Annotated in this window: 19 protein-coding genes, 3 tRNA genes and 1 pseudogene; 10 read left to right on the forward strand and 13 right to left on the reverse strand. The window is 64.4% G+C overall.

Annotated elements, in window-relative coordinates; translation table 11 throughout:
• The 3 genes from B2527_RS11810 to B2527_RS11820 all read left to right on the forward strand — a co-directional run.
• A partial coding sequence (locus B2527_RS11810) for a peptide chain release factor family protein (protein ID WP_343124756.1) occupies positions 1–361 on the forward strand: 361 nt, incomplete at its 5' end.
• Between the two features lie 134 nt (positions 362–495).
• The gene (locus tag B2527_RS11815; protein ID WP_293712475.1) at positions 496–825 is read left to right on the forward strand and encodes a helix-turn-helix domain-containing protein; all 330 of its coding nucleotides are present in this window, start codon (positions 496–498) and stop codon (positions 823–825) included.
• Between the two features lie 131 nt (positions 826–956).
• Positions 957–1745 carry a tyrosine-type recombinase/integrase gene (locus tag B2527_RS11820; protein WP_293712478.1) on the forward strand — a complete coding sequence of 263 codons (789 nt, stop codon included), beginning with the start codon at positions 957–959 and terminating at the stop codon, positions 1743–1745.
• Positions 1746–1779: 34 nt separating this feature from the next.
• Here B2527_RS11820 and B2527_RS11825 read toward each other — a convergent pair.
• The 8 genes from B2527_RS11825 to B2527_RS11860 form a co-directional block, all read right to left on the reverse strand.
• Positions 1780–1855 (reverse strand) — tRNA-Phe (locus tag B2527_RS11825).
• A 55-nt stretch (positions 1856–1910) separates the two neighbouring features.
• Positions 1911–2384, reverse strand: coding sequence for a hypothetical protein (locus B2527_RS11830; RefSeq protein ID WP_293712481.1), 474 nt, complete (start codon positions 2382–2384; stop codon positions 1911–1913).
• 419 nt (positions 2385–2803) lie between these two features.
• Positions 2804–2879: transfer RNA gene (locus tag B2527_RS11835), tRNA-Ala, on the reverse strand.
• 205 nt (positions 2880–3084) lie between these two features.
• Positions 3085–4527 carry an amidohydrolase gene (locus B2527_RS11840; protein WP_293712484.1) on the reverse strand — a complete coding sequence of 481 codons (1443 nt, stop codon included), beginning with the start codon at positions 4525–4527 and terminating at the stop codon, positions 3085–3087.
• A 17-nt stretch (positions 4528–4544) separates the two neighbouring features.
• Positions 4545–6356 carry an amidohydrolase family protein gene (locus B2527_RS11845; protein WP_293712487.1) on the reverse strand — a complete coding sequence of 604 codons (1812 nt, stop codon included), beginning with the start codon at positions 6354–6356 and terminating at the stop codon, positions 4545–4547.
• Between the two features lie 14 nt (positions 6357–6370).
• Positions 6371–7375, reverse strand: coding sequence for a FecR family protein (locus B2527_RS11850; RefSeq protein ID WP_293712490.1), 1005 nt, complete (start codon positions 7373–7375; stop codon positions 6371–6373).
• Positions 7359–7973, reverse strand: a complete 615-nt coding sequence (locus B2527_RS11855) for an RNA polymerase sigma factor (protein ID WP_293712493.1) — start codon at positions 7971–7973, stop codon at positions 7359–7361. Before B2527_RS11855 ends, B2527_RS11850 begins: the two co-directional genes overlap by 17 nt.
• 25 nt (positions 7974–7998) lie before the next feature.
• Positions 7999–11355: a TonB-dependent receptor gene (locus B2527_RS11860; protein ID WP_293712496.1), complete on the reverse strand. Its 3357-nt coding sequence runs from the start codon at positions 11353–11355 to the stop codon at positions 7999–8001.
• Between the two features lie 185 nt (positions 11356–11540).
• Here B2527_RS11860 and B2527_RS11865 point away from each other — a divergent pair, with 185 nt between their 5' ends.
• The 4 genes from B2527_RS11865 (at position 11541) to dxs (ending at position 16903) form a co-directional block, all read left to right on the forward strand.
• Positions 11541–12017, forward strand: a complete 477-nt coding sequence (locus tag B2527_RS11865; protein ID WP_293712499.1) for an LEA type 2 family protein — start codon at positions 11541–11543, stop codon at positions 12015–12017.
• 36 nt (positions 12018–12053) lie between these two features.
• Positions 12054–13844: an acyl-CoA dehydrogenase C-terminal domain-containing protein gene (locus tag B2527_RS11870; RefSeq protein ID WP_293712501.1), complete on the forward strand. Its 1791-nt coding sequence runs from the start codon at positions 12054–12056 to the stop codon at positions 13842–13844.
• A 316-nt stretch (positions 13845–14160) separates the two neighbouring features.
• A complete protein-coding gene (locus B2527_RS11875) occupies positions 14161–14826 on the forward strand; it encodes an HNH endonuclease (RefSeq protein ID WP_293712503.1) in 666 nt (221 codons plus the stop codon).
• A gap of 166 nt (positions 14827–14992) precedes the next feature.
• Positions 14993–16903 carry a 1-deoxy-D-xylulose-5-phosphate synthase gene (gene dxs / locus B2527_RS11880; protein ID WP_293712506.1) on the forward strand — a complete coding sequence of 637 codons (1911 nt, stop codon included), beginning with the start codon at positions 14993–14995 and terminating at the stop codon, positions 16901–16903.
• Positions 16904–17175: 272 nt separating this feature from the next.
• Here the strand turns inward: dxs and B2527_RS11885 are convergent, their stop codons facing one another.
• Positions 17176–17331, reverse strand: a complete 156-nt coding sequence (locus tag B2527_RS11885; RefSeq protein WP_293712509.1) for a DUF333 domain-containing protein — start codon at positions 17329–17331, stop codon at positions 17176–17178.
• A gap of 298 nt (positions 17332–17629) precedes the next feature.
• Positions 17630–19855 (reverse strand): arylsulfatase, encoded by a 2226-nt coding sequence (locus tag B2527_RS11890; RefSeq protein WP_293712511.1) that lies wholly within the window; start codon positions 19853–19855, stop codon positions 17630–17632.
• 148 nt (positions 19856–20003) lie between these two features.
• Here B2527_RS11890 and B2527_RS11895 point away from each other — a divergent pair.
• The 3 genes and pseudogenes from B2527_RS11895 to B2527_RS11905 all read left to right on the forward strand — a co-directional run.
• Positions 20004–20191 (forward strand): annotated as a pseudogene (locus tag B2527_RS11895) (transposase); the annotation flags it as partial.
• 122 nt (positions 20192–20313) lie between these two features.
• Positions 20314–20622 (forward strand): hypothetical protein, encoded by a 309-nt coding sequence (locus B2527_RS11900; protein ID WP_293712513.1) that lies wholly within the window; start codon positions 20314–20316, stop codon positions 20620–20622.
• Positions 20623–20860: 238 nt separating this feature from the next.
• Positions 20861–21091, forward strand: a complete 231-nt coding sequence (locus B2527_RS11905; protein WP_293712515.1) for a DUF1653 domain-containing protein — start codon at positions 20861–20863, stop codon at positions 21089–21091.
• A 94-nt stretch (positions 21092–21185) separates the two neighbouring features.
• Here B2527_RS11905 and B2527_RS11910 read toward each other — a convergent pair.
• From B2527_RS11910 to B2527_RS11920, 3 genes are all read right to left on the reverse strand, one after another.
• Positions 21186–21262, reverse strand: a tRNA-Pro gene (locus B2527_RS11910).
• Positions 21263–21323: 61 nt separating this feature from the next.
• A complete protein-coding gene (locus B2527_RS11915) occupies positions 21324–21680 on the reverse strand; it encodes a MerR family transcriptional regulator (RefSeq protein WP_057629341.1) in 357 nt (118 codons plus the stop codon).
• Positions 21661–21960, reverse strand: a complete 300-nt coding sequence (locus B2527_RS11920) for an integration host factor subunit alpha (RefSeq protein WP_232147785.1) — start codon at positions 21958–21960, stop codon at positions 21661–21663. Before B2527_RS11920 ends, B2527_RS11915 begins: the two co-directional genes overlap by 20 nt.
• Between the last annotated feature and the right edge of the window lie 3 nt (positions 21961–21963).

Genomic DNA, 21963 nt, shown 5'->3' on the forward strand with positions numbered 1-21963 from the left:
CTGGGCGAAGCACGAAGATTGCGTTGAGCATGCTCATGCAGTCGCGCCACCCGGCAGCCAGATGCCGAAGGAACAGCCGCCGTACCAGTGGTGGCTGGACCTGCCTGCGTTCCCCTCCGCCCGCCCGCAGGGGGGTGAAGTGATGCCACTTGACCCCAAGGACGTAACCATCGAGTGCTATCCGCTGAAAGAATCTGGCGGCCTGACGTTCGGAACGAGCGCTGGTGTGAAGATCACGCACCGAAACGGCATGGTTGCAATCTGCGACAGCGAACGCAGCCAGCACCGGAATAGGGAGAAGGCACTGGCTACGTTGGAGGCGATGGTTGCGAACAGCCCGCAGGAGGCGAGCGATGCGTGATCGCCGCCACCACAACAACACCAGCTACCGACAGATCAAGCGCGGGAAGACCCGCGTGCAGGTCAAACGGATAGCGCGCCGCCTTGGCATCCCATACGGAGCCAAGGCACTAGAAGCACTGAAAGGAGGGGAAGATGAGCGAGAACCTGCTGCTTAAAGAGGCGGCACTCCACCTCAGGATGCACCCCGTGACGCTTACACGGCTCATGGGCAAGAAGAACCACCCGCCAGGACGTAAGGTGGGCGGACGCTGGAAGTTCAACAAACAAGCGCTCGACGCGTATCTGGCTGGCGAAAAATGGCAAGATGTCCCTACACCCTCGTTGCCCGAGGTAAAAAAGGCAACCTCTACATCCGTTACACCGACCCCAACGGTGAGCGCGTATTTAGAAGCACTGGGACTTCCGACCGCGCCCTCGCTGTCGAGTGGGCGTCGAAGCTCCACGCGGAAACGTACCGCGTAAACCGGCTGGGCGAGAAGCCTCGGCGCACTTGGCCCGAGGCGGTCACCCGCTGGCTGTCCGGAAGCCAAGGGAAGCGGAGCCTGAGCAAGGATCTCCATAACCTCCGCTGGCTGGACCCCCACCTGCGGAACTTGGCGCTAGACGACATAACGTCCGACGTCATCGCCGACCTGTTGGCTGCCCGCATGGCCGAGCCAAAGGTAAAGAAGAACCGCCGTGCGGACGATAACCGCACCACGTCGCGCTCGACCGCCGAGAAGATGCTGGCCCTTGTCCGGTCGATCCTGCGCGCTGCCCATTCGTGGGAGTGGATCGACCGCGTTCCGGCCATCCAGCTGCAGGAGAACGGGAAGCCGAAGGAGGACTACCGATGGCTGACTCGCCCTGAAGCAGAGCGCCTGTATGACGAGCTGGCCGACCACCTCCGCGCACCCTACCTATTCGCGCTGGCAACGGGCTGGCGTGAGCAGAACGTCTTGCGGCTGGAGTGGTCGCGGGTCGACGTCGCGCGCCGTGTGGCTTGGATTCCTGCCCCTCACGCGAAGGGGAAGCGGGCCATCGGCGCGCCCCTCAACGATCAGGCCATGAAGGTTCTGGAGATGCAGAAGGGGAAGAACAAGGATTGGGTGTTCCCGAACGAGGAGGGCCAGCCTTACACGCGTGGCAACAACCACGGGTTCAAGGCGGCGCAGCGCCGGGCGAAGATCCAGCCGTTGCGGTGGCACGATTTGCGCCACACCTGGGCCAGCTGGCATGTCATGGCAGGAACGAGCCTACGGGCGCTGATGGAACTGGGGGGATGGCGCTCGTACCAGTCGGTACTGCGGTACTCGCACTTGTCACCGGAGCATCTGGCTCTTGATGCAGCCCGTCTTCCAACTTTGGGGAGTGGTGCAAAAACGGTGCAAGCCATGAAATAAAAAGGGCCTGCATTTCTGCAGACCCTTGAATTTATGGTGGCCGAGGACGGAATCGAACCGCCGACACGGGGATTTTCAATCCCCTGCTCTACCAACTGAGCTACTCGGCCACTTTGCTTTGTTTTCGTCGGCGTTGCTGCCGTCGAGGAGGCGTATATTACGGAGCTATTTCGGTTTCGGCAAGCCATTTTCACAAAAAATTTCACATTGCCCGGAATTGCTGCCTAAACCCTTGTCGCGCAAGGAGCGGCCCCAATGCGACAGCGGCTGCGCTGGCGATAATTTCAGCATTCCTTCGCCACCTCCCTCTGCAAGCCCCGCTGTCCCACTCAACCCAACGACGCCGGCGCAGCTGATGCATCCATGCCCGCGTTTCCGCGTGGCGCCACTCAACCCATCCTCGCTCAGTTTCTGATCGAGCACCTCGTTGCCAGTGAATACTTCATAGCGCACATGTACGTCGTACTTCTTCTCGAAGTGGGCGATGGTGTCCGGGGCCACATAGTCCGGCCAGTTGTAGACAGTCAGCACCTGCCCCATGCCAGCGGTGCTGTCGGGCTTGGCGGCTACTGCGGAGGGCGTGTCGCCAGTGTACGAAGCCAGCGACAAAAGCATCGCGGCCAGGGAAAACTTCTTCAAATCTCATTCCCAGTTGCTGATCTGCAGGGAAACCGGGGCCGAGATGCATGCATATCTTCGCCCCCTTCAGGCAATGGCATTCCCGGTGCCATCACTGGAATCACAACAGAAAACCTGCGGGCCGCCGCTTGACGCGTGGCTTCCGCTCCCCTGCTGCAACCTCAGGTGCGCCCATGTGCAGGCCAGGTGCACACTGCCTGGCAGATAACGTAAGAACCTGCGCCGCTCCGGCAACATGAATTGCTGCACGCCAAAGCAGTGACAGAAACATACAAATGCGGCGTGCCCTGCATGAAACCGTCGGCCGACAATCTGGGTTCAACCCGCCATCGAGCCGGTGCGCGCTTGTCGCGGGAAGTCCTGCCTCGGTTGCAGAAACAGAAACGCCACGTCGTTGGACGTGGCGTTTTTGAAGACAGTGGTGGAGCGGAGGAGGATCGAACTCCCGACCTTCGCATTGCGAACGCGACGCTCTCCCAGCTGAGCTACCGCCCCACACGACAGGGGCCAGTGTACGCCCGCTGCCGGTGTCATGCAAAACCGACCAACGGCTGAAAGTTCGAGCGGCGGCCCGATGGAGGGGATCGGGCCGCCGCCCTGGAAGCGATGGGCTACCCAGCGGCATCGCTCCCGGGGGAGAGTGCCTGTGCCCGGGTGAAGCCTGTGTCGAACTGGCGTGTCAGGCGTGCGACATCCGTGCTCAACCCTCAGGCTTACGCCGGTAGTCCAGTGGCGGATCAGCCCGCTGCAGCAACGGGGTGTAGCGGAATTGCGGGCCACGGCGCGCATCGAACTCCTGCTTTGCCTTGGCCACCGTCTGCGGCGATTGCAGCAGCTGTACACCCGCCAGGGCCATGGCCTTGGCGGCATTCAGTGCGCCCTTGGCGCCAATGGACATGCCCGACGCCGCCACGGCTTGCCAGCTGTGGGCCGGTGTGCCGGGCACCCAGGTAGCCGTGCTCAGGCCCACCGTTGGCACGTTCCAGCTCACATCGCCCACGTCGGTGGATGCGCTGCCTGCAAGATCGGCACGGTACGACTGCAAGGCCTCTGCCTGCTCAAGCCCCGGCTGCTTTTCCAGGCTCTGCTGCAGACGCTGCGCGAAGGCCTGTTCGTCCGCGTCGTAATGCACGCCCCCCACCTGCTGCAGCGCGGCCTGCATCACCTGCCCCAGCGTGTCATTGGGCAGCAGCGAGAACACGCCGCCGGTCTGCTCGAACGCCACGGTGGTGCCTGTACCCATTGCTGCACCCTCGGCGGCCTTGCGCAGGCGCTCGACCACGTCACGCACCACCGCAGGGTCGGTATGCCGCACGTAGTAATACGCTTCGGCCTCGGCAGGCACCACGTTGGGCGCCGCCCCACCATTGCTGATGATGTAGTGGATGCGCGTGCCATCGGGCACGTGTTCGCGCATCAGGTTGGCCATGTGGTTGAACGCCTCCACGCCATCCAGCGCAGACCGCCCGCGTTCCGGGGCGATGGCAGCATGCGCGGCCCGCCCCTGGAAACGGAACTTGCCGCTGATATTGGCCAGACTGGTTCCCTGCGCGGCGGAATTCTCGGCAGACGGATGCCAATGCAGCACCACGTCAACATCATCAAACAGACCCGCCTTGGTCATGTAGACCTTCCCCGAGCCGCCCTCTTCGGCCGGCGTGCCGTACAACCGTACCTCGCCGGGATTGCCGGTCTGCTGCAGCCATTGCGCGATGGCCCGCGCCGCGCCCACCGATGCCGCACCAAACAGGTTGTGACCACAGGCCTGACCCGCGTCCTGGCCGGCGATGGGCGTGCGTACCGGCGCAGCCGCCTGCGCCATGCCCGGCAGCGCATCCATTTCCGCCAACAGCGCGATCACCGGCCCCTTCCCTTTGCTGCCATAGCGGGCAACGAAGGCCGTGGGCATGCCCGCTACCCCGGCCTGGATGCGAAAGCCTGCCTGACGCAATTCCTGCTGCAGCAGTGCGGAGGACGCCTGTTCCAGGTACCCAAGCTCGGGCTGCTGCCACAACTGCACGCCCAAGGCCGCCTGCCGCGGCGCGTAGGCATCCAGGCTTGCAATGACATCCGTCGCGGCCGCAGTTCCTGCCAGTGACAGCACGGCCAGCAGCAGGCCCGGGCGCAAACGTGTGTGCTTCATCCCGTACTCCTGCCGCATCAATAGAAGCTGACGTTGTCGATCTCGAACCAGACCTTGCTGCCCGCTGCACCACTGGCCGAGAACACCAGCTGCTGCAGGTCATTGCCCTGCCACTGTGCAACCGGTGCCTTGGCGCGGTAAGGCGGCTGGCCCTGCAAGGCGGTGAACGGGATCTCGACGGTCTGCCAGGCATCGCCCGCCTGCAACGGCGCGATGAAACGGCGGTTGCCCAGTGCACGCACCTCCAGTCGCAGCTCAGGCGCGCTGCCACGCAGTTCGAAGCGCACGCCGCGGTACGCCGTGGCATCCACCGGTGCCACCGAACCACGGCTCAGCGGCAGGATGGCGGCAGCAAACGCCGTGTCCTTGCTCGACAACTTGGCCTGCGTGGCCAGCGCCTTGCCGCCGGTCTCGCGCGCCACCACTTCGGTCACCTGCCAGGTGCGGTCGTTGCCGCCGTCGGCCTCGTCCACGCGCAGCGTATCCAGTGCGGTACGGCCATCGGCACGCTCGAAATCATCCACCAGCGCCTGCACCGGCTGCGCGGGCAGTGCCAGCGCCTTGTTGCCCGCCGGAAGCACCGCGCCGCGGCCGTGTACCTGACGACCGGCGACATAGACCTGCTGGGTGTTGCGGATGTCGGCAATCCTGCTCCACGGCTGGCCACGCACCAGCAGCAGGTCGGCACGTTTGCCGACCTCGATGGTGCCGCGGTCGTCCACGCCCAGTGCCTTGGCGCTGGCCGAGGTGCCTGCCAGCAATGCCTCGCTCGGGCTCAGCCCGGCCTGCACCAGCAGTTCCAGCTCACGCAGGGTGGATGCGCCATGCGGCGTACCGGTCATGCCTGCATCCGTACCCACCACCACGGGAATGCCGGCATCGTGCAGCGTCTTGACGTTGTGCAGGGCGTTGGCGAAGTTCTGCTCGCGCTGAGCCAGCACCTCGGGCTTGCCGTTGTTGCGGCCACTGCCGTCCACCCGCTCGGGCAGGTACACCGCCAGCGACGGGGCATACGCCGTGCCGTGGGTACGCATCAACTGGATCAGCTCGGCATCGGCCGGCCCGTCCTGCACGCTATGGGCAATCACATCCACGCCGGCACGTGCCGCGGCCTTGCCGCGCTTGACCATCACCGTATGGGTGAAGACCTTGAGGCCGTGCTTGTGTGCCTCGTCCACCAGCGCGGTGAGGGTTTCCTCGTCCATGCTGCTGTTGTCGGCGGCATTGGAATAGCGCCAGCCATCGGTGAACGCCTTGATGAAATCCGGCTTGTAGGCGGCAACCGCCTGCACACCCGCGCGCGCCGCCTCGGGCGAGTTCACCCAGCGCGTGGTGTTTTCATCGCCCCAGTCGGCACCGTGGCCCAAGGGCGTGCTCATGCGCGCTGCGAACTTGACGTCCGGCGCGGCGATGGACGCCAGCCAGGCACGGCGTGGCGCGTAGGCTTCCGGCGGCTCGTGGAAATCACTCACCGTGGTCACCCCGGCAGCCATGTACAGGTTGGCTACCTGCGGCAGTTCGGACGGGGTGGCATTGGGCGTCCAATGCGTGTGCAGGTCGAACAGGCCCGGCAGCAATGCCTGCCCGCGTGCATTGACCACGCGCGCACCCTTGGGGGCTGCCAGGCCCTCACCGATGGCAGCGATGCGCCCCTCCTCCACCAGCACGCTGGCGGCGAAAGGCGCCCGGCCGGTACCGTCGAACACCATGGCATCGCGGATCAACACCGTCTTGTCGGCGGCGGTGGCGGCGATGCAGGCTTGGCCTGCGCCCAGCAATGCCGCCGTCACTACCGCCAATGCCAGAATACGCTTGCTGTCGTGCTGCATGTGATTTCCCGAATTCATTGCATGGATCGCGCCACGTGTGGCGCGGCGTCAGGGGAGCTCAGCCGCACCACGTTGCCGTGCTGCTGCACCACCAGGCCCAGGCTCAAGGCCACACTGCGTGCAAAGCCCAGCGGGTCGCTGGCCGAGTACAGGCCGACGATGCGGCGGCTGCCCACCAGCGGGTCGTCGATGACGATGCGGGTATCGCTGTAACGCATGAACTGCGCCGCCGCCACCGACAAGGTGTCACCATTGAAGGACAGCATGCCCTCGCGCCAGGCCAACTGCTGATCAACATCATCGGTGGCCACCGCCTCGATGCGGATGCCGTGGCTGCGATTGGCCAGCGCGCGGTAGTTGGCCACCAGCCTTGCGGGTGCGACTGCACCCTGGGTATCGGCCACGTCCACCACGCCTTCGCGCACCAGCACTTCCACCCCGCCGCTGCGACGCTCGGTCAGGCTGACCGCGAAGCTGGTGCCCACGGCGGTCACGTCGGTCTCATCGGCACGCACCACGAACGGGCGCTCGGGGTTCTTGGCCACGTCGAACAAGGCCTCCCCCTGCAGCAACTGGATATCACGGCGGCTGTCGCTGAACAGCACGCGCACCTGCGAGTCCGAGTCCAGGGTGATGGCCGAACCGTCCTGCAAGGGCACGCGCAGGATCTCGCCCTTGCGGGTGGCGTAGTAGTCGGCACCGTCTTCGTGGCGTTGCACGCCGATGGCCAGCACACCCACCGTGGCCGCCACGGCCACCGCCCAGCGCAGCACCCGCCGTGCCCGGCGTGGTGCCTGCGCGGTGTAGGCACGGTCCATGCCGCCGGCCGACAAGGCGCGGGCACGGTCGGTACGGGCCAGCACGGCATGGGCGCGCGCATAAGCGCCAAAGTGCCGCGCATCGGCCTGCAACCAGGCATCGCGCTCGGCACTTTCGTCACCACTGAGCGGCGCACGGTCCTCGCGCGCAACCCACGCTGCCGCCACATCATCAATGCTCATTTCAGCGCCGGCGCGCATGGCGGGCTCCTTGCGCGGCGGGCCGCTCCTTGTCGTCCTGCATTCCGGTGTCATCGCGTTTCATCGAATCCATCAATACCCGGATCCCTTTGCAGATGTGTTTCTCCACGGTGTTCTCGCTGATCTGCATGCGTTGGGCGATCTCGCGTTGCGAGTAGCCCTCCACCCTGCGCAACACGAAGGCCTCGCGGCACTTCTCTGGCAAGCCGTCGATCAACGCGCCAATGCGCGCCAGCTCCTGCCGCGAAGACGCCAGCCGCTCGGGGCTGACCTCGTCACCGACAATCGCCACGCGGTCGATCTCGGCAACCGCCTCGATCGACACCACCTGCGCGCGGCGCAGCTGCTGCAGCACCACCGAATGCGCCACCGAATACACATAGGCGCGGGGCTGCTGGATATGCGACACATCCGCCATCGCTGCGAGGATGGCGTAGGTTTCCTGCACCACGTCGTCCACGTCCTGGCGCAGCGACAAACGCCGCCGCAGCCAATCGCGCAGCCCCGGCTCGCAGGGCAGCACGTGCTCGGCCAGCCAGCCGGCCCGGTCACGGGCGAGTGCCGCGTTCATCGCGGCACCCGGCTTGCCTGCAGCCATCGGGGATCTACAACCTTGTCGAACATCAGAACGCCTTGCTCACATTGACGTACCAGTAGCGCGGATTGGCCTGGTACACACCGGAGGGGAAACCGAACACATCATCGGACACCGGCGGCCGCTTGTTGGCGATGTTGTTGGCACCCACCTTGACCGCCACGCCGTTGAGCCAGCCCTCGCGCTCGAAATCGTACTTGACGAAGGCATTGGCCAGGGTCTGCGACTTCACCGTCCACGGTGTGCCGTCGGCCAGGGTCAGGCCGTTCTCGACGTACGAACTTGCGTAACGTGCGTTGGCGCCCACCGACAGCTGCTGGTAACGCCAGGTCAGGGTGCCGGACCACTTCCATTCCGGGTTGCCGCCATTGCCGATCAGGTTGCCGCCACCGGTGATGCGGATCGACGGATCGACCAGACCGGTGGCCTTTGCATCTTCCAGCGCCTGCAGCGCCGGCGAGCGCTGGCGGTAGAACTCCACCAGGTGGGTGCCGGTGACCGACACGTCGAAGCGTCCGATGGCGGTCTCCGGCGAGTTCCAGCTGAAGTTGTAGTCCACGCCACGCAGCGTCTGCGGCTCCAGGTTGACGTACTGATCGGTGACGTAGAGCACCTTGCCAGCGGCAGCCAGGCCAGTACCGGCGAAGCGGGCGATGTCATCCGCGGTCGGGTCGGCGCGCACCACGGCGGCATTGCTGCTGCCCTGCTGGCGCAGGATGTAGTCCAGGATCAGCGCATTGCCCTCGCCGAACAGGCCGATGATGCCTTCCTGCTCATACTTGTAGTAATCCACGGCAAACGTGAAACGGCCGTAGTTCTCGGGGATGAAACGCGGCTGGAACACCAGCCCGGCGCTGGTATTGGTGGAAGTTTCCGGCTTGAGGTTGGGGTTGCCGGAACGGCGCGCCGTGGTCGAATACGTATAGCCGCCGCAGTTGGCGATCGACGCCTGCGTGCCGGTGCGCACGTCGGCCTCGCACTGGATGTAGTCGGTGCGGTTGTTGGAGCGGCTCACCACGGTCGCGTTGATCTGCTCCAGGTTGGGCGCGCGGAAGCCCTTGGCCCAGGACGAGCGCAGGGTAAGGCCATCAAAGATCTGCCAGCCCAGCGCCAGCTTGGGCTTGGCGACGTTGCCGAAGTCGTTGTAGCGCTCGGCACGCCCGGCCACCTGCAGGTCCAGCGAGCGCACCAGCGGCACGTTCATCTCCGGCGATACCAGCGGCACCGAGAACTCGGCGAACAAGCCGGCCACCGTGCGCGAACCATAGGTGTCCGGGGTCGGGCTGACGCCATACATGTCGCTGGGGTATTCCACCCCGGTGATGGCGTCGGTGAAGGTCACCGAGCCGTCCACGCGCGCATCGCGGTCGTCGCGCTGGGTTTCATGGCGCACTTCCAGGCCTGCCGCCATGCCCACGTCGCCGGCCCAGGTCTTGAACAGGTCCGCACGCGAGGCTTTGAAATCCCACAGGAACAGCTCGGTCTTGCTTTGCCGTTGCGCCTTGTAGAAGAACTGGTCCAGCTTGTCCCAGTCGTTGCAGCCACCGCAGAACGGGTTGTAGGCCGACGCGGTTGGATTGGCCAGCGCCTGCTGGAACAAAGACATGCTCACCGCGTCCTGGGTGTCCTTGACCTTTGCCTGCGAGTACAGCGCCGCCGACTCCCAGTCAAAGCCGAAGTGGAAGCCACGCAGGCCGGCCAGTGCACGCACCTGGGTATTGTTGACCTCGATGCGGGTCGGGCGCTCGAAGCGATAGCTGGTGATGGTCACCGGCAGGCCGTCCGGGCCGATGTTCAGGCCTTCCAGACGATTGGGGTTGAGCGACCCATCGGGCAGATACATCGCGCCGAACGGGTTCCAGTAGTTGCTGGCCGCCACCGTCATCGGCAAGGCGGTGATGGTGTTGACGCCATTCTGCAGGCTGTAGGCACGTGAGTCGTAAATGCCGGCCTCACTGAAGAACGACAGGCCGTTGTCGAAATCGTGCTTCCCGGTGACGAACAGGTTCAGCCGCCGCACATCCGGGCTGATCGACAGCGGGTACTGGCCCTGCTGGTTGTCGCGCAGATTGGCATCGGCACCTGATGTTGCCTTGCTGCCGGACTGTACACACAGGCCATCACCGAGGGTGGCAGCACAGCCACTGTTGCTGGTCGGCTGCACATGGAAGGCGCCCGCCGCAGTGGTCAGCCAAGTGCCGTCCTGCGAAACGCGCGGGCCATTGACGGTGAAATTGCCCCACGGGCTGTTGGTATTGCGGTTGTCGGTACCAGCCAGGCCCTCGAACGGCGTGCCCAGAAAATCCGCCGCACGGTTGCCATTGCGGGTCCAGTCCTGGTCCAGCGAGTTCAAGCCGGTAGTGTTGTAGTAGTTGAAGGCGATGGTGATGTTGGAACGCAGGTCTTCGGAGTTCTTGCCCCACATGCCATTGACGCCGACATCGCTCAGATCGGTGCCTTCACCGAAGCCCTTCTGCACGCTGATGGTGCCGCCATCCATGTCGTCACGCAGCACGTTGTTGACCACGCCAGCCACCGCATCGGTGCCATAGATGGCGGCCGCACCGTCCAGCAGCACCTCCACCCGGCGCAGGTTGGCCACGGGCACTGCATTGGCGTTATAGGTCAGCACCGGTACCAGGTTGCCGTCGGCCTGGCTGGTCGGGTGGACCACGGTGCGGCGCCCGTTGATCAGCAGCAGGGTATTGCCGACGCCCAGGCCGCGCAGGTTGACCGAGGCGATGTCGCCACGTGCGTAGTTGGAGCTGTTGCCGCCGTTGGTACCACTGAAGGAGACATCACCCATCTGCGGGATGGAACGGTACAGGTCGTCCCCGGACACCGCACCGGTGGCCTCGATCTGCTCGGCCTGCAGGGTGGCCACCGGCAGGATTGCCGCCGACTTGCTGCCCTTGATCTGGCTGCCGACCACGGTCACCTGGTCCAAGGTGTTCACGTTCGTGTTGGCCGGTGGCGGTGGCGGGGGCGCAGCAGCTTCAGGTTGCACCGCCTGGCCCACCGCCAGCCCGCCCAGGCCTGATAGCGATGCCAGCATCGGCGTGGCCGCACGCAGGGTGATGGTGCGGCCATCGTCGGAGGCAACGGTTAGGCCGGTGCCGGCCAACAGGCGTGCCAAGGCCTGGCGCGGCTCCATCTGCCCCTTCAACTCGGCCACGGCAATGCGTCCGGCCTCGCCTGAATGCGCGGGCGCCACAATCTGCACGCCGGCCTGGCGGGCGAATTCGGGCAATACGTCCTCGATGTTGCCTGCCTCAAGGTCGAACTGCGGCGGCGCTGCCAGCGCCGGAACGGAGGCGCACAGCGCCACAACTGCCAGACCGCCGCGGATAGCGCTTGCAAGCGGCAACAACTTGAATGAACGCATTGATGTATCCCCAGAAAGTGACGCGAAAGGCGGCAACCACTGCCCCTTGCATCACTTGATGCATGACCGCACAGGTTCCGCCATCCTGTCCGCAATTGGTCGCATGTGCATACCTGCACCCGCACGCCGCGCCATACGCCGTAGTATCCTTCGACGACAACCTCCGCAACCGAGGACCCCGCCCCATGCGTTTTCGCCCGCAGTACGCCCTGACCGCCATGCTCGCCCTGCTGCTCACCGCCTGTGGTAGCGGCCCGGTCAAGCGCGTTTCCGAACCGGCCGCCAGCATCCAGCAGCTCACCGTGGGCAACGACGGCAACTGGGAGGTAGACCTGCGCCTGCGCAACTACAGCTCCATGCCAATGCGGTTTGACAGCGTCAGCCTGGCGGTGAAGGTGGGCGACGAAGCGGCAGGCACGCTGAGCGCAACCCCGGGTCTGTCCATCGGCCCGGAATCGGCGGATGTGATCAAGGTGCGCCTGCAGCCTGCCTCGGCCGCGCGCCTGGTGGTGGCTGACGCATTGGCCGGCAGCAGCACGTTGTTCTACGAGCTGGAAGGCAGCGTCAGCGCAACACCGGAAGACAAGAAGCAACGCAGTTTCGACATCAAGTCGCGCAACAGCCTCAACCAGGCCCCGGGCCTGCCCGGCGTGCTGCGCTGATCCCCACCGTTTCCCGCATCGTTCGAGATCGTTCTGATGAGCAACTACAAAGCCCCCGTTACCGACCTCCGCTTCGCCCTGCACGACGTGCTCAAGGCCGAGTCCCTGTTTGCCGCGATGGGTCTTGAGGACGCCAGCGCCGACGTCATCGATGCGGTACTGGAGGAAGCCGGCCGTTTCAGCGGCGCCGTGCTGGCCCCGCTGAACGCCGTTGGCGACCAGACCGGCTGCAAGCTGGACAAGGCCACCGGCGAGGTCACCACCGCACCGGGCTTCAAGGAAGCCTATGCGCAGTTCGTGGAAGGCGGCTGGACCGGCCTGACCGCTTCGCCGGATTTCGGCGGCCAGGGCATGCCGGAGACGCTGGGCATGGCGCTGAGCGAAATGGTGTCCTCGGCCAACCTGGCCTGGAGCCTGTTCCCCATGCTGTCACACGGCGCGGTCGAGGCCCTCAAGCACTACGGCGAGGACTGGCAGAAGGAAGCCTTCCTCAAGCCGCTGGTCGCCGGCAACTGGACCGGCACCATGTGCCTGACCGAGCCGCATGCCGGCACCGACCTGGGCCTGCTCAAGACCCGCGCCGAGCCGAATGTCGATGGCAGCTATTCCATCACCGGCACCAAGATCTTCATCACCGCCGGCGAGCACGACCTGAGCGACAACATCGTGCACCTGGTGTTGGCCAAGCTGCCGGACGCACCGGCCGGCCCGAAGGGCATCTCGCTGTTTGTCACCCCCAAGTACAAGGTTGACCGCGACGGCAAGCAGGGCGAGCGCAATGCGCTGCGCTGTGGCGCGCTGGAGCACAAGATGGGCATCCACGGTTCGTCCACCTGCGTGATGAACTTCGACGGCGCCCAGGGCTACCTGGTCGGCCAGCCGCACAAGGGCCTGCAGGCGATGTTCGTGATGATGAACTCCGCCCGCCTCGGCGTCGGCGTGCAGGGTCTGGCCCAGTCCGAGCGCGCCTACCAGGGCGCGCTGGCCTATGCCCGCGAGCGCCTGCAGTCGCGCGCGCCCAAGGGCCCGATCCTGGCCGACAAGCCGGCCGACCCGATCATCGCCCAGCCCGACGTGCGCCGCATGCTGCTGACCACCAAGGCGCTGACCGAAGGTGGCCGCCTGCTGGCCGCGCACGCCTACACCCAGCTCGACGCGGCCCAGCATGCCAAGGACGACAAGGCCCGTGCCGACGCCGACACGCTGGTCAGCTTCCTCACCCCCATCGTCAAGGCCTGCCTCACCGAGTGGAGCATCGAGGCCACCTACAACGGCCAGCAGGTGTTCGGCGGCCACGGCTACATCGCCGAGCACGGCATGGAGCAGTACGCCCGCGACGCCCGCATCACCACCTTGTACGAAGGCACCACCGGCATCCAGGCACTGGACCTGATCGGCCGCAAGACCGCCGTCTCGCAGGGCGCCGGCCTGAAGTTGTTCCTGGCCGAGATCGAACAGTTCATTGCCGACAACGCCAGCAACCCGGCCGTGGCCGAGTTCCTGCCGGCCTTGGGTGGCAAGGCCAGGGAATGGGGCAAGCTGACCATCGAGGTGCTGCAGCGTGCCGCCGCCAACCCGGAAGAACTGGGTGCGGCCAGCTGGGATTACCTGTTCTACAGCGGCTATGTCGCCGTCGCCTACTGGTGGGCGCGTTCGGTGGTGGCCGCGCAGGCGTCCAGCCATCCGGAAGCCTTCAAGCAGGCCAAGCTGGAAACCGCGCGTTTCTACTACGCCCGCATCCTGCCGCGCACCCTCAGCCATGCCGCAGGCATCGCTGCAGGCGCCGACTCGCTGATGGCAATGGATTCGGTCCGCTTCGGCGACTGATCCGACAGCAAAAAAAGCGCAAAGCTCCCCTCATCCGCCCCTTCGGGGCACCTTCTCCCGCACGCGGGAGAAGGGAGCGATCAGGAATGCCTGCGACCCTGAAGCCCCTCTTCCGCCCGCGGGAGAGGGGTTGGGGTGAGGGCAGCTTCCGCTTCGCCCCCTCCCTTGCGCCGAAGGCGGAGGGGAGGGCTGGGGAGGGGTTGGCTTTCAGGCGCTTGAAACACCACCAGCCTCGCGGCTCACGCCGTTCCTACAAGGCCAACCGCCATCGGCCTTTACACAAATTGTCACGTATCGTGTATAAGCTGTTTTCCCGATGGAGACAGACACTACACCGCGTAGTCTGATCGATACCGGAGCCGGAACTTCCGCTCCGACAGACGGGTTTTCACTACCGCCCTCCCTGCACCAACTCGGCTCCGTGCGACTGTTGTCGCTGGATGCGCATGGACGGGTGCTGGACTGGATCACCTGGCAGGACGCCGCCTGCCTGTATGCCCGCGGTGCCGTGGCCTGGACATTGGGTGACCCCTGCCTGCACGTGCATGGCGCGATCTCGCGCCTGACCGGCCTGCGCAGCGGCATGGACCTGCACCCGATCATCGCCTCGCGCGGCCATGCCCGTTCGCGCGCCATCGATCCCACTCCCAACCTCACCAACACCGCGCTGTTTGCGCGTGACGCACAGCTTTGCCTCTACTGCGGCCAGCACTTCAGCCGCCCGCAGCTGACCCGCGACCATGTGCTGCCGGTGTCCAAGGGCGGCCAGGACACCTGGGAGAACGTGGTCACCGCCTGCTTCCACTGCAACTCGCGCAAGAGCAACCGCACCCCGCAGCAAGCCAACATGCCACTGCTGGCAGTGCCGTACCGGCCCAGCTGGATCGAGCACCTGATCCTGTCCAACCGCAACATCCTGGCCGACCAGATGGCCTTCCTGAAGGCCCAGCTGCCGCGCAAGGCCCAGCAGCGCGTCGCCTGAAACGGCCACGCCGCGGCTTCGCATTCACGCGGAATCACCGTCCAGGCTGAACAATCGCTTCAGCTTGGGGCAAAACCACGTCATCCGGCATTCACAGGTGTCGCGCTTTGCTTGCCCCACCCTCTCCGGACGGGGAAAATACCGTTTCGAGTGAAACGCGAAGACCATGATCGACTCTGCCAGCTACCCGCGCCTGTCGCGCATCCAGACCCCCGATGACCTGCGCACGTTCGATGAGAGCGAACTGGCAGCCATCGCCGCTGAGTTGCGCGCCTACCTGATCGAATCCGTGGGCAAGAGCGGCGGTCACTTCGCGGCCGGCTTGGGCGTGATCGAGCTTACCGTCGCCCTGCACTATCTGTATGACACCCCGGTCGACCAGCTGGTGTGGGACGTGGGCCACCAGACCTACCCGCACAAGATCCTCACCGGGCGCCGCGACAGCATCCACACCGTCAAGCAGAAGGACGGCGTTGCCCCCTTCCCCAAGCGCGAGGAAAGTGAGTTCGACACCTTCGGCGTCGGCCACTCCTCGACCTCGATCTCGGCCGCTCTGGGCATGGCCATCGCGCGCCAGCGCCAGGGTGACGAGCGCAAGGTGATCGCGGTGATCGGCGATGGCGCGATGACCGCCGGCATGGCCTTCGAAGCGCTGGCCCACGCCGGCGGCATGGACGACGAGCCGAACGTGCTGGTCATCCTCAACGACAACAACATGTCCATCTCCGAAGCCGTCGGTGGACTGACCAAGATGCTGGGCCGGGCAACCGCCAGCCGCACGCTCAATGCGCTGCGCGAGAGCGGCAAGAAGATCCTCGGCGACAAGCGCCACAGCCCCCCTGCCCGCTTCGTGAAGCGCTGGGAAGAACAGTGGAAGGGCATGTTCGTGCCCTCCACCGCCTTCGAGCAGATGGGCTTCCATTACACCGGCCCGATCGATGGCCATGACCTGCCGCTGCTGCTGTCCACCCTCAAGCACCTGAAGGATGCCAAGGGCCCGCACCTGCTGCACATCATGACCACCAAGGGCAAGGGCTACGAGCCAGCCGAAGACGACCAGATCGGCTACCACGCCGTCGGCCCGTTCGATCCCAGCAAGGGCCTGCCGGAAAAGGGCGCGCCCAAGAAGCCGACCTACACCGACATCTTCGGCAACTGGCTGTGTGATGTCGCCGCCGCCGAGCCGCAGTTGCTGGCGATCACCCCGGCCATGCGTGAAGGCTCGGGCCTGGTGCGTTTCAGCAAGGAATACCCGGAACGTTACTTCGACGTCGCCATCGCCGAACAACATGCGGTAACACTGGCCGCCGGCATGGCCACCCAGGGCGCCAAGCCCGTTGTCGCGATTTATTCGACCTTCCTGCAGCGCGCCTACGACCAGTTGGTGCACGACGTCGCCACCCAGGACCTGGACGTACTGTTCGCCATCGACCGCGCCGGCGTGGTCGGCCCGGACGGTGCTACCCACGCAGGCAATCTCGACCTGAGCTACCTGCGCTGCGTGCCGAACATGGTGGTCATGGCCCCAGGCGATGAAGCCGAATGCCGGCAGATGCTCAGCACGGGCCTGCAGTACAAGGGCCCAGCCGCCGTGCGCTACCCACGCGGCACCGGCCCCGGCGCAGCCGTCGGCACCGACCTGTCCACGTTGGAGATCGGCAAGGCACAGCTGCGCGTGCAGGGCAGCCGTCTGGCCATCCTCGCCTTCGGCGCGGCCGTACCCGCGGCGGAGCAGGTAGGCCGCGAGCTGGGCCTGAGCGTAGTCAACATGCGTTTCATCAAGCCGCTGGACAAGGCGATGCTGCTGGAGCTGGCACGCAGCCACGATGGTTTCGTCACCGTTGAGGACAACGTGGTTGCCGGCGGCGCTGGCTCGGGCGTGTCGGAACTGCTCAATGCCGAAGCCGTGCTGATGCCGATGCTGCATCTCGGCCTGCCCGACAGCTACCAGCACCATGCCAGCCGCGAAGACCTGCTGGCCGAAGCCGGGATTGACGCCGCCGGCATCCGCGCAGCGATCCTGAAGCGCTGGCCGAAGCTGCAGGACACTACAGCACCGTTGAGCGCCGCTGGCTGAGCCGAGCAAGCAAGAACGCACCAACACGCCCCACTTGCCGATGACTTATCCCGAATCCGATGCCAGCCCTCTGGCATCGGATTTTTTGTGGGAGCGGCGTAGCCCCGTAGCCCGGGTAGGCGCAGCGCACCCGGGAAGCGAATCTCCAACGATCTTTACAGGCTGCGGGTAGTGCCGCGCCATGCTCGGCAGAAGCTTTACCGGGAACGCCCCATGCCGAGCATGGCTCGGCACTACCGGGCTGGTGGTCAACCACGCAGGTACCGCAAAAATCAGCCAGCAGGACCATCGCGACGAAACAACTCCCACTCATCTACCTGGCTGCCATCCGGCAAATGGCAGACGCCGTACTCGGCGCCTTCTGCATTCTTGCGGATCTCAAGCTTTCCGCCCTTCTTCACGCAATGCTCGGACGCCGGGTTGGCCATGCCCACACGCTGCGGAGCGGCTTGACCCTGAGCGCTCTGCCTCGGGCTACACGCCGTCAGACCGAGCAACGACACAACAGCGATACCGCGGATCCATGAAGCAGGCATGTCTCGTCCCAAGGGCTTAGGCGCATAATCAGCGTCGGCCACAGGCTAGCAGGATCCCACCAAGTCCGCGTGCAGGACAAAGGCGCACACCCTGAGGCGGCGCCCTTCCACAACAGCAAGAAGCGCACCTGGAAGTACACGCTGCCCTATGTCGCAGCGACCAGATCAATGCCGGTACCCGGCGCCGGCCTCAGTCCATCACCACCGTCAGCTCTTCCAGCACTCCCTGGAAGGGATAGGGCACCGCATAGCTCTCATCAACCGGCGAGGTGAATGCCTGCCCGACTCCCAGAGAACCCAACACGGGTGGGCCCAGCCGATCGATGTGCCCGCGCGCCACGCGACGCCCGTTTACATGCATTTCAATCGCGCCGGCAGGGCCATCGTTCTCGCGCTTGAACGACAGCTGCAGCAACGCAGTCCCGGCGGGCACCGGTTCCGAAGCGCGCAATTGAACGCGCTCGCGGCCGTTGATGTTGTTACTGAAGACCAGATAGCCCTCGCGCATATACCACGCAAACCCGCCAAGGCGGCTGCCATAGGCCATCAACATGCCGTCCCCCGTTCCGGCCGCGACCCGTGCATGCGCTTGCACCGAGAAGCTGGACTTCGCCAGACGAGGCAAGGACTTGGTCGGCAGGCGCTGCACCGGCGGGTGGTAGCTGAAAGTTCTTCGATTGCCAGCCACGGTGGGTGCGCCATAGTCGCGGCCCTCCACGTAGTTGGACAATGGATAGACATTGTTCCGGCGTGCCTCCTCGTCGAACAGCTGCTTCAGCGCTTCAAGCTTCTCCGGATAGGCGGCTGCCACATCATGGGATTGGCTGAAGTCCTCGGCGAGGTTGTACAACTCCCACCGATCTGTGTCGAAGCCCTCCGGATACGGCTTTATCCAGGGCGTCATGTGCCGGGCACTTGCGATCCAGCCATCCTGATACAGCGCACGGTTGCCGAGCATTTCAAAGTATTGGGTTCTTGCTGGCGCGCTGCTGCGTTCGCCCCGGAACGTATCGGCAAAGCTGCTGCCATCCAATGCGCGCTGCCCAACCCCGTCCACAAACGCAGGCATCGGCGCATCTGCTACTTCGAGAATTGTCGCTGCAACGTCGTTGACGTGGGCAAAGTCGCGCACGGTACGGCCGGGCGCGGTGATCCTGCCAGGCCAGGAAACCGCCATGGCCACACGCAATCCGCCGAAATGCGAAGCCACCTGCTTCATCCATTGAAACGGCGTGCTCCCAACCCACGCCCAGGCTGACGAATAGTCGTTGAAATGCAGCGGGCCACCCAGTTCATCGAGGTGCTCAAGCTGCGCAGGGGCTCCGCTGGCTGCATCCATGTAACCGTGAATGCCCTCCATGCCACTCGCGCCGTTGTCACCTGCAACATAGAACACGACCGTATTGCTGGCGGGATCATCAGCGGCCGCCTCATTCAACAGCCGGCTGATTTCATGGTCCGTATGCGCGAGATAGGCTGCGAACACTTCCATCTGCCGTGCAAACACCTTGCGCTGGGCCTCATCAAGCGCGCTCCAGGCAGGTATTTCCGGTGGCCGCGGCGTCAATACAGCATCTGCCGGTATGATCCCGAGCGTCTTCTGGCGCGCGAAGATTTCTTCCCGCAACGCGTCCCAGCCCTGGTCGAATCGTCCTTTGTATTTCTCTATCCACTCCTTGGGCACATGGTGCGGGGCATGCACTGCACCGGTGGCTAGATACAGGAAATAAGGCTTCTGCGGTGCGATGGATCGGTGCGTTCTCAGCCACTGGATGGCATCGTCGACGAAGTCGGCGGTCAGGTGATAGCTGCTTCCCTGCCGATGGTCCGCTTCCACCGGCGTGGTGTTGCGATAGAGGCTGGCTGGCTCCCAGTGGTTGTCACCACCGTGGTTCATGATGCCGTAGAAATAGTCGAACCCCAGCCCGGTAGGCCAACGATCAAATGGACCGGCGGGTGAAACCTCCCATTCCGGCGTGTTGTGCCATTTCCCTATTGCTGCAGTGCTGTATCCCGCATGCGACAACACCTTCGCGATGGGTGCGGCATCCGCCTTCCAGACGGCGTCATAACCGGGCGTGCCGGTCGCCCAGTCGGCAACACGGCCAAAGCCTACCGCGTGGTGATTGCGGCCGGAAAGCAGCGACGCGCGTGTCGGCGAGCACATGCCGGTGGTGTTGAAATTGGTGAAGCGCAGTCCGCCGCGTGCCACGCTGTCAAATGCCGGCATCTGCGCCAAGCCGCCGAAGCCGGCAGGGTCACTGAAGCCGACATCGTCCAGCAGGACAACAATGATGTTGGGACGACTCCCAGAAGGCTTTTCCTGCGCCCACCCCGAAGCACCCGCAGTACAAGCCAACAGCATGGCCGCAACCACCAGCCCCACCCTGGACACCAGCCAACGCTTGTTCCCCATCCCGAAACGCCCCTAAACGCAGTTGCTGCCAACTTGCCCTCGAAGAACGACCATAACAAGGCAGCTTCTGTAGCTTCAGTGACTAGCAACGCCTTGCGGCGCCTTGGCGCGCAGAAGCTGCTCGGCTTCCCGTTGATTTGATCCAGGTATTCCTGGTGGTCCCCGGCAAACCAGCCCGGGCAGATCCGCGAAGCCGAAAAATTTCACGAAGCGCCAGATCGGCACGACGTTGAAGCAGGTTGAGGCCGGAAAACGGAGCAAGGATGTCTGCCGTGAGCTGGGCGTTTCCATGCGCCTTACTTCATGTGGAGGAGCAAGTGCAGCGGCATGGACGCCTGCCAGACTGGACTCTGTGCCTGGAGCCCGATCACACAACGGCGCTGGGGTAGCGCCGCACTTCCAGGTTTTTAACCCATCCGGCAGCCGCTAAGATTCATCCTCTGCCGAAGGAAAAGAACATGCCCCAAGACACCCTGCTCCACGACATGTTGATCACCTTGGACAGGCTCATCACCGTCTTTTCTTCCGCCACCCCGGATGAAAAAGCTTGGCGCGAAGCGATCATCGAAATGCGCGAAATCCGAGCCTCATTGGCAGGATCTCCAGCATTGGAGAGATTCGTCGGCAAGCGCATAAGGCAGTCCCTCGATATCCGCGGTTTGAGCCTCAGCAACGGCCCCGCCACGCGCGCACTCCTAGGCCCTACCCTCGCCACCAACCTGACGCTGGCCAGGCAAGTAGTGGAAGGCTACCTGGGCAAGCGCTGAGGAACGAAGCAGCTTTCCACCCCAGCCTGCCGGCAGCCGACCAGGCAGAAATCAGGTGCGGAACTACCGCAATGCTTTGCGGCGACGCAGCTCCCGATCTTCGCGGCTTGGTCGCGGCGAGCAAACTGGGACCTTGATCCCTCTCCGCCAGGGATCAAGGTTGTCCTTGCTTTCAGCTCGCAGGGCAGCCCTTTGTTTGACTTACTACGATCCCCCATACCCGACAGAGAAATCATCGATGTCCGACCTCCCTCCCCTTCCCAATCTCACGCTCGGACGCTATCGCCATTTCAAAGGCGGCGAATACGAGGTGATCGGCCTCGCCCGGAGCAGCGAAACATTGGAAGCAGTGGTCCTATACAAGCCCCTGTATGGCGACCGGGGCCTGTGGGTCAGGCCATATGCCATGTTCGTTGAACAGGTCACCGTCGAAGGCGTGTCCCAGCCAAGTTTCGCCTACCAAGACTGACGGCTCCATGCGCCACGGCGCAGGGAGCAAACCACGCGGGCAACGAAAAAGGGCCTGCGCAATGAAGCGCAAGCCCTTGTTCGTATTGCAGTAGTGGTCGGGACGGCCGGATTTGAACCGACGACCCTCTGCCCCCCAGGCAGATGCGCTACCAGGCTGCGCTACGCCCCGATCGTTACTGCTTTCGCCTTGCGGCGAGCCGGTGATTATACCGGTTTTCACACAAAAAAGATCAACGACGGAGCAGTTGCAATACTTCTTCCAGCTCCATGCGTACCTGCTTGATGATCTGGTTGCTCAGCGCCGACTCTTCGCGGGCGCCCTCGCCTTCCAGCCGCAGGCGGGCGCCACCGATGGTGTAGCCCTGTTCGTACAGCAGGCCGCGGATCTGCCGGACCATCAGCACGTCATGGCGCTGATAGTAACGACGGTTGCCACGGCGCTTGGCCGGCTCAAGGCTGGGAAACTCGGTTTCCCAGTAGCGCAGCACGTGCGGCTTGACGTCGCACAGCTCGCTGACCTCACCAATGGTGAAGTAGCGCTTGGCCGGAATCGGCGGAAGTTCGCGGTTACTGCCCGGATCCAGCATATGCCTCCACCCGCTCCTTGAGCTTCTGGCCCGGACGGAAGGTGACTACCGTACGGGCGGAAATCGGAATTTCCTCGCCGGTCTTGGGGTTGCGACCCGGGCGCTGGTTCTTGCGCCGCAGATCGAAATTGCCGAAGCCCGACAGCTTCACCTGACGTCCCTGTTGCAATGCATCGCGCAACACATCGAAAAACGCGTCGACAAACTCCTTGGCCTCACGCTTGTTCAGACCGACTTCGTCAAACAAACGATCCGCCATCTCCGCCTTGGTCAATGCCATGCC

This window comes from Stenotrophomonas sp. UBA7606 (assembly GCF_002477705.1).
Lineage (GTDB): Bacteria > Pseudomonadota > Gammaproteobacteria > Xanthomonadales > Xanthomonadaceae > Stenotrophomonas.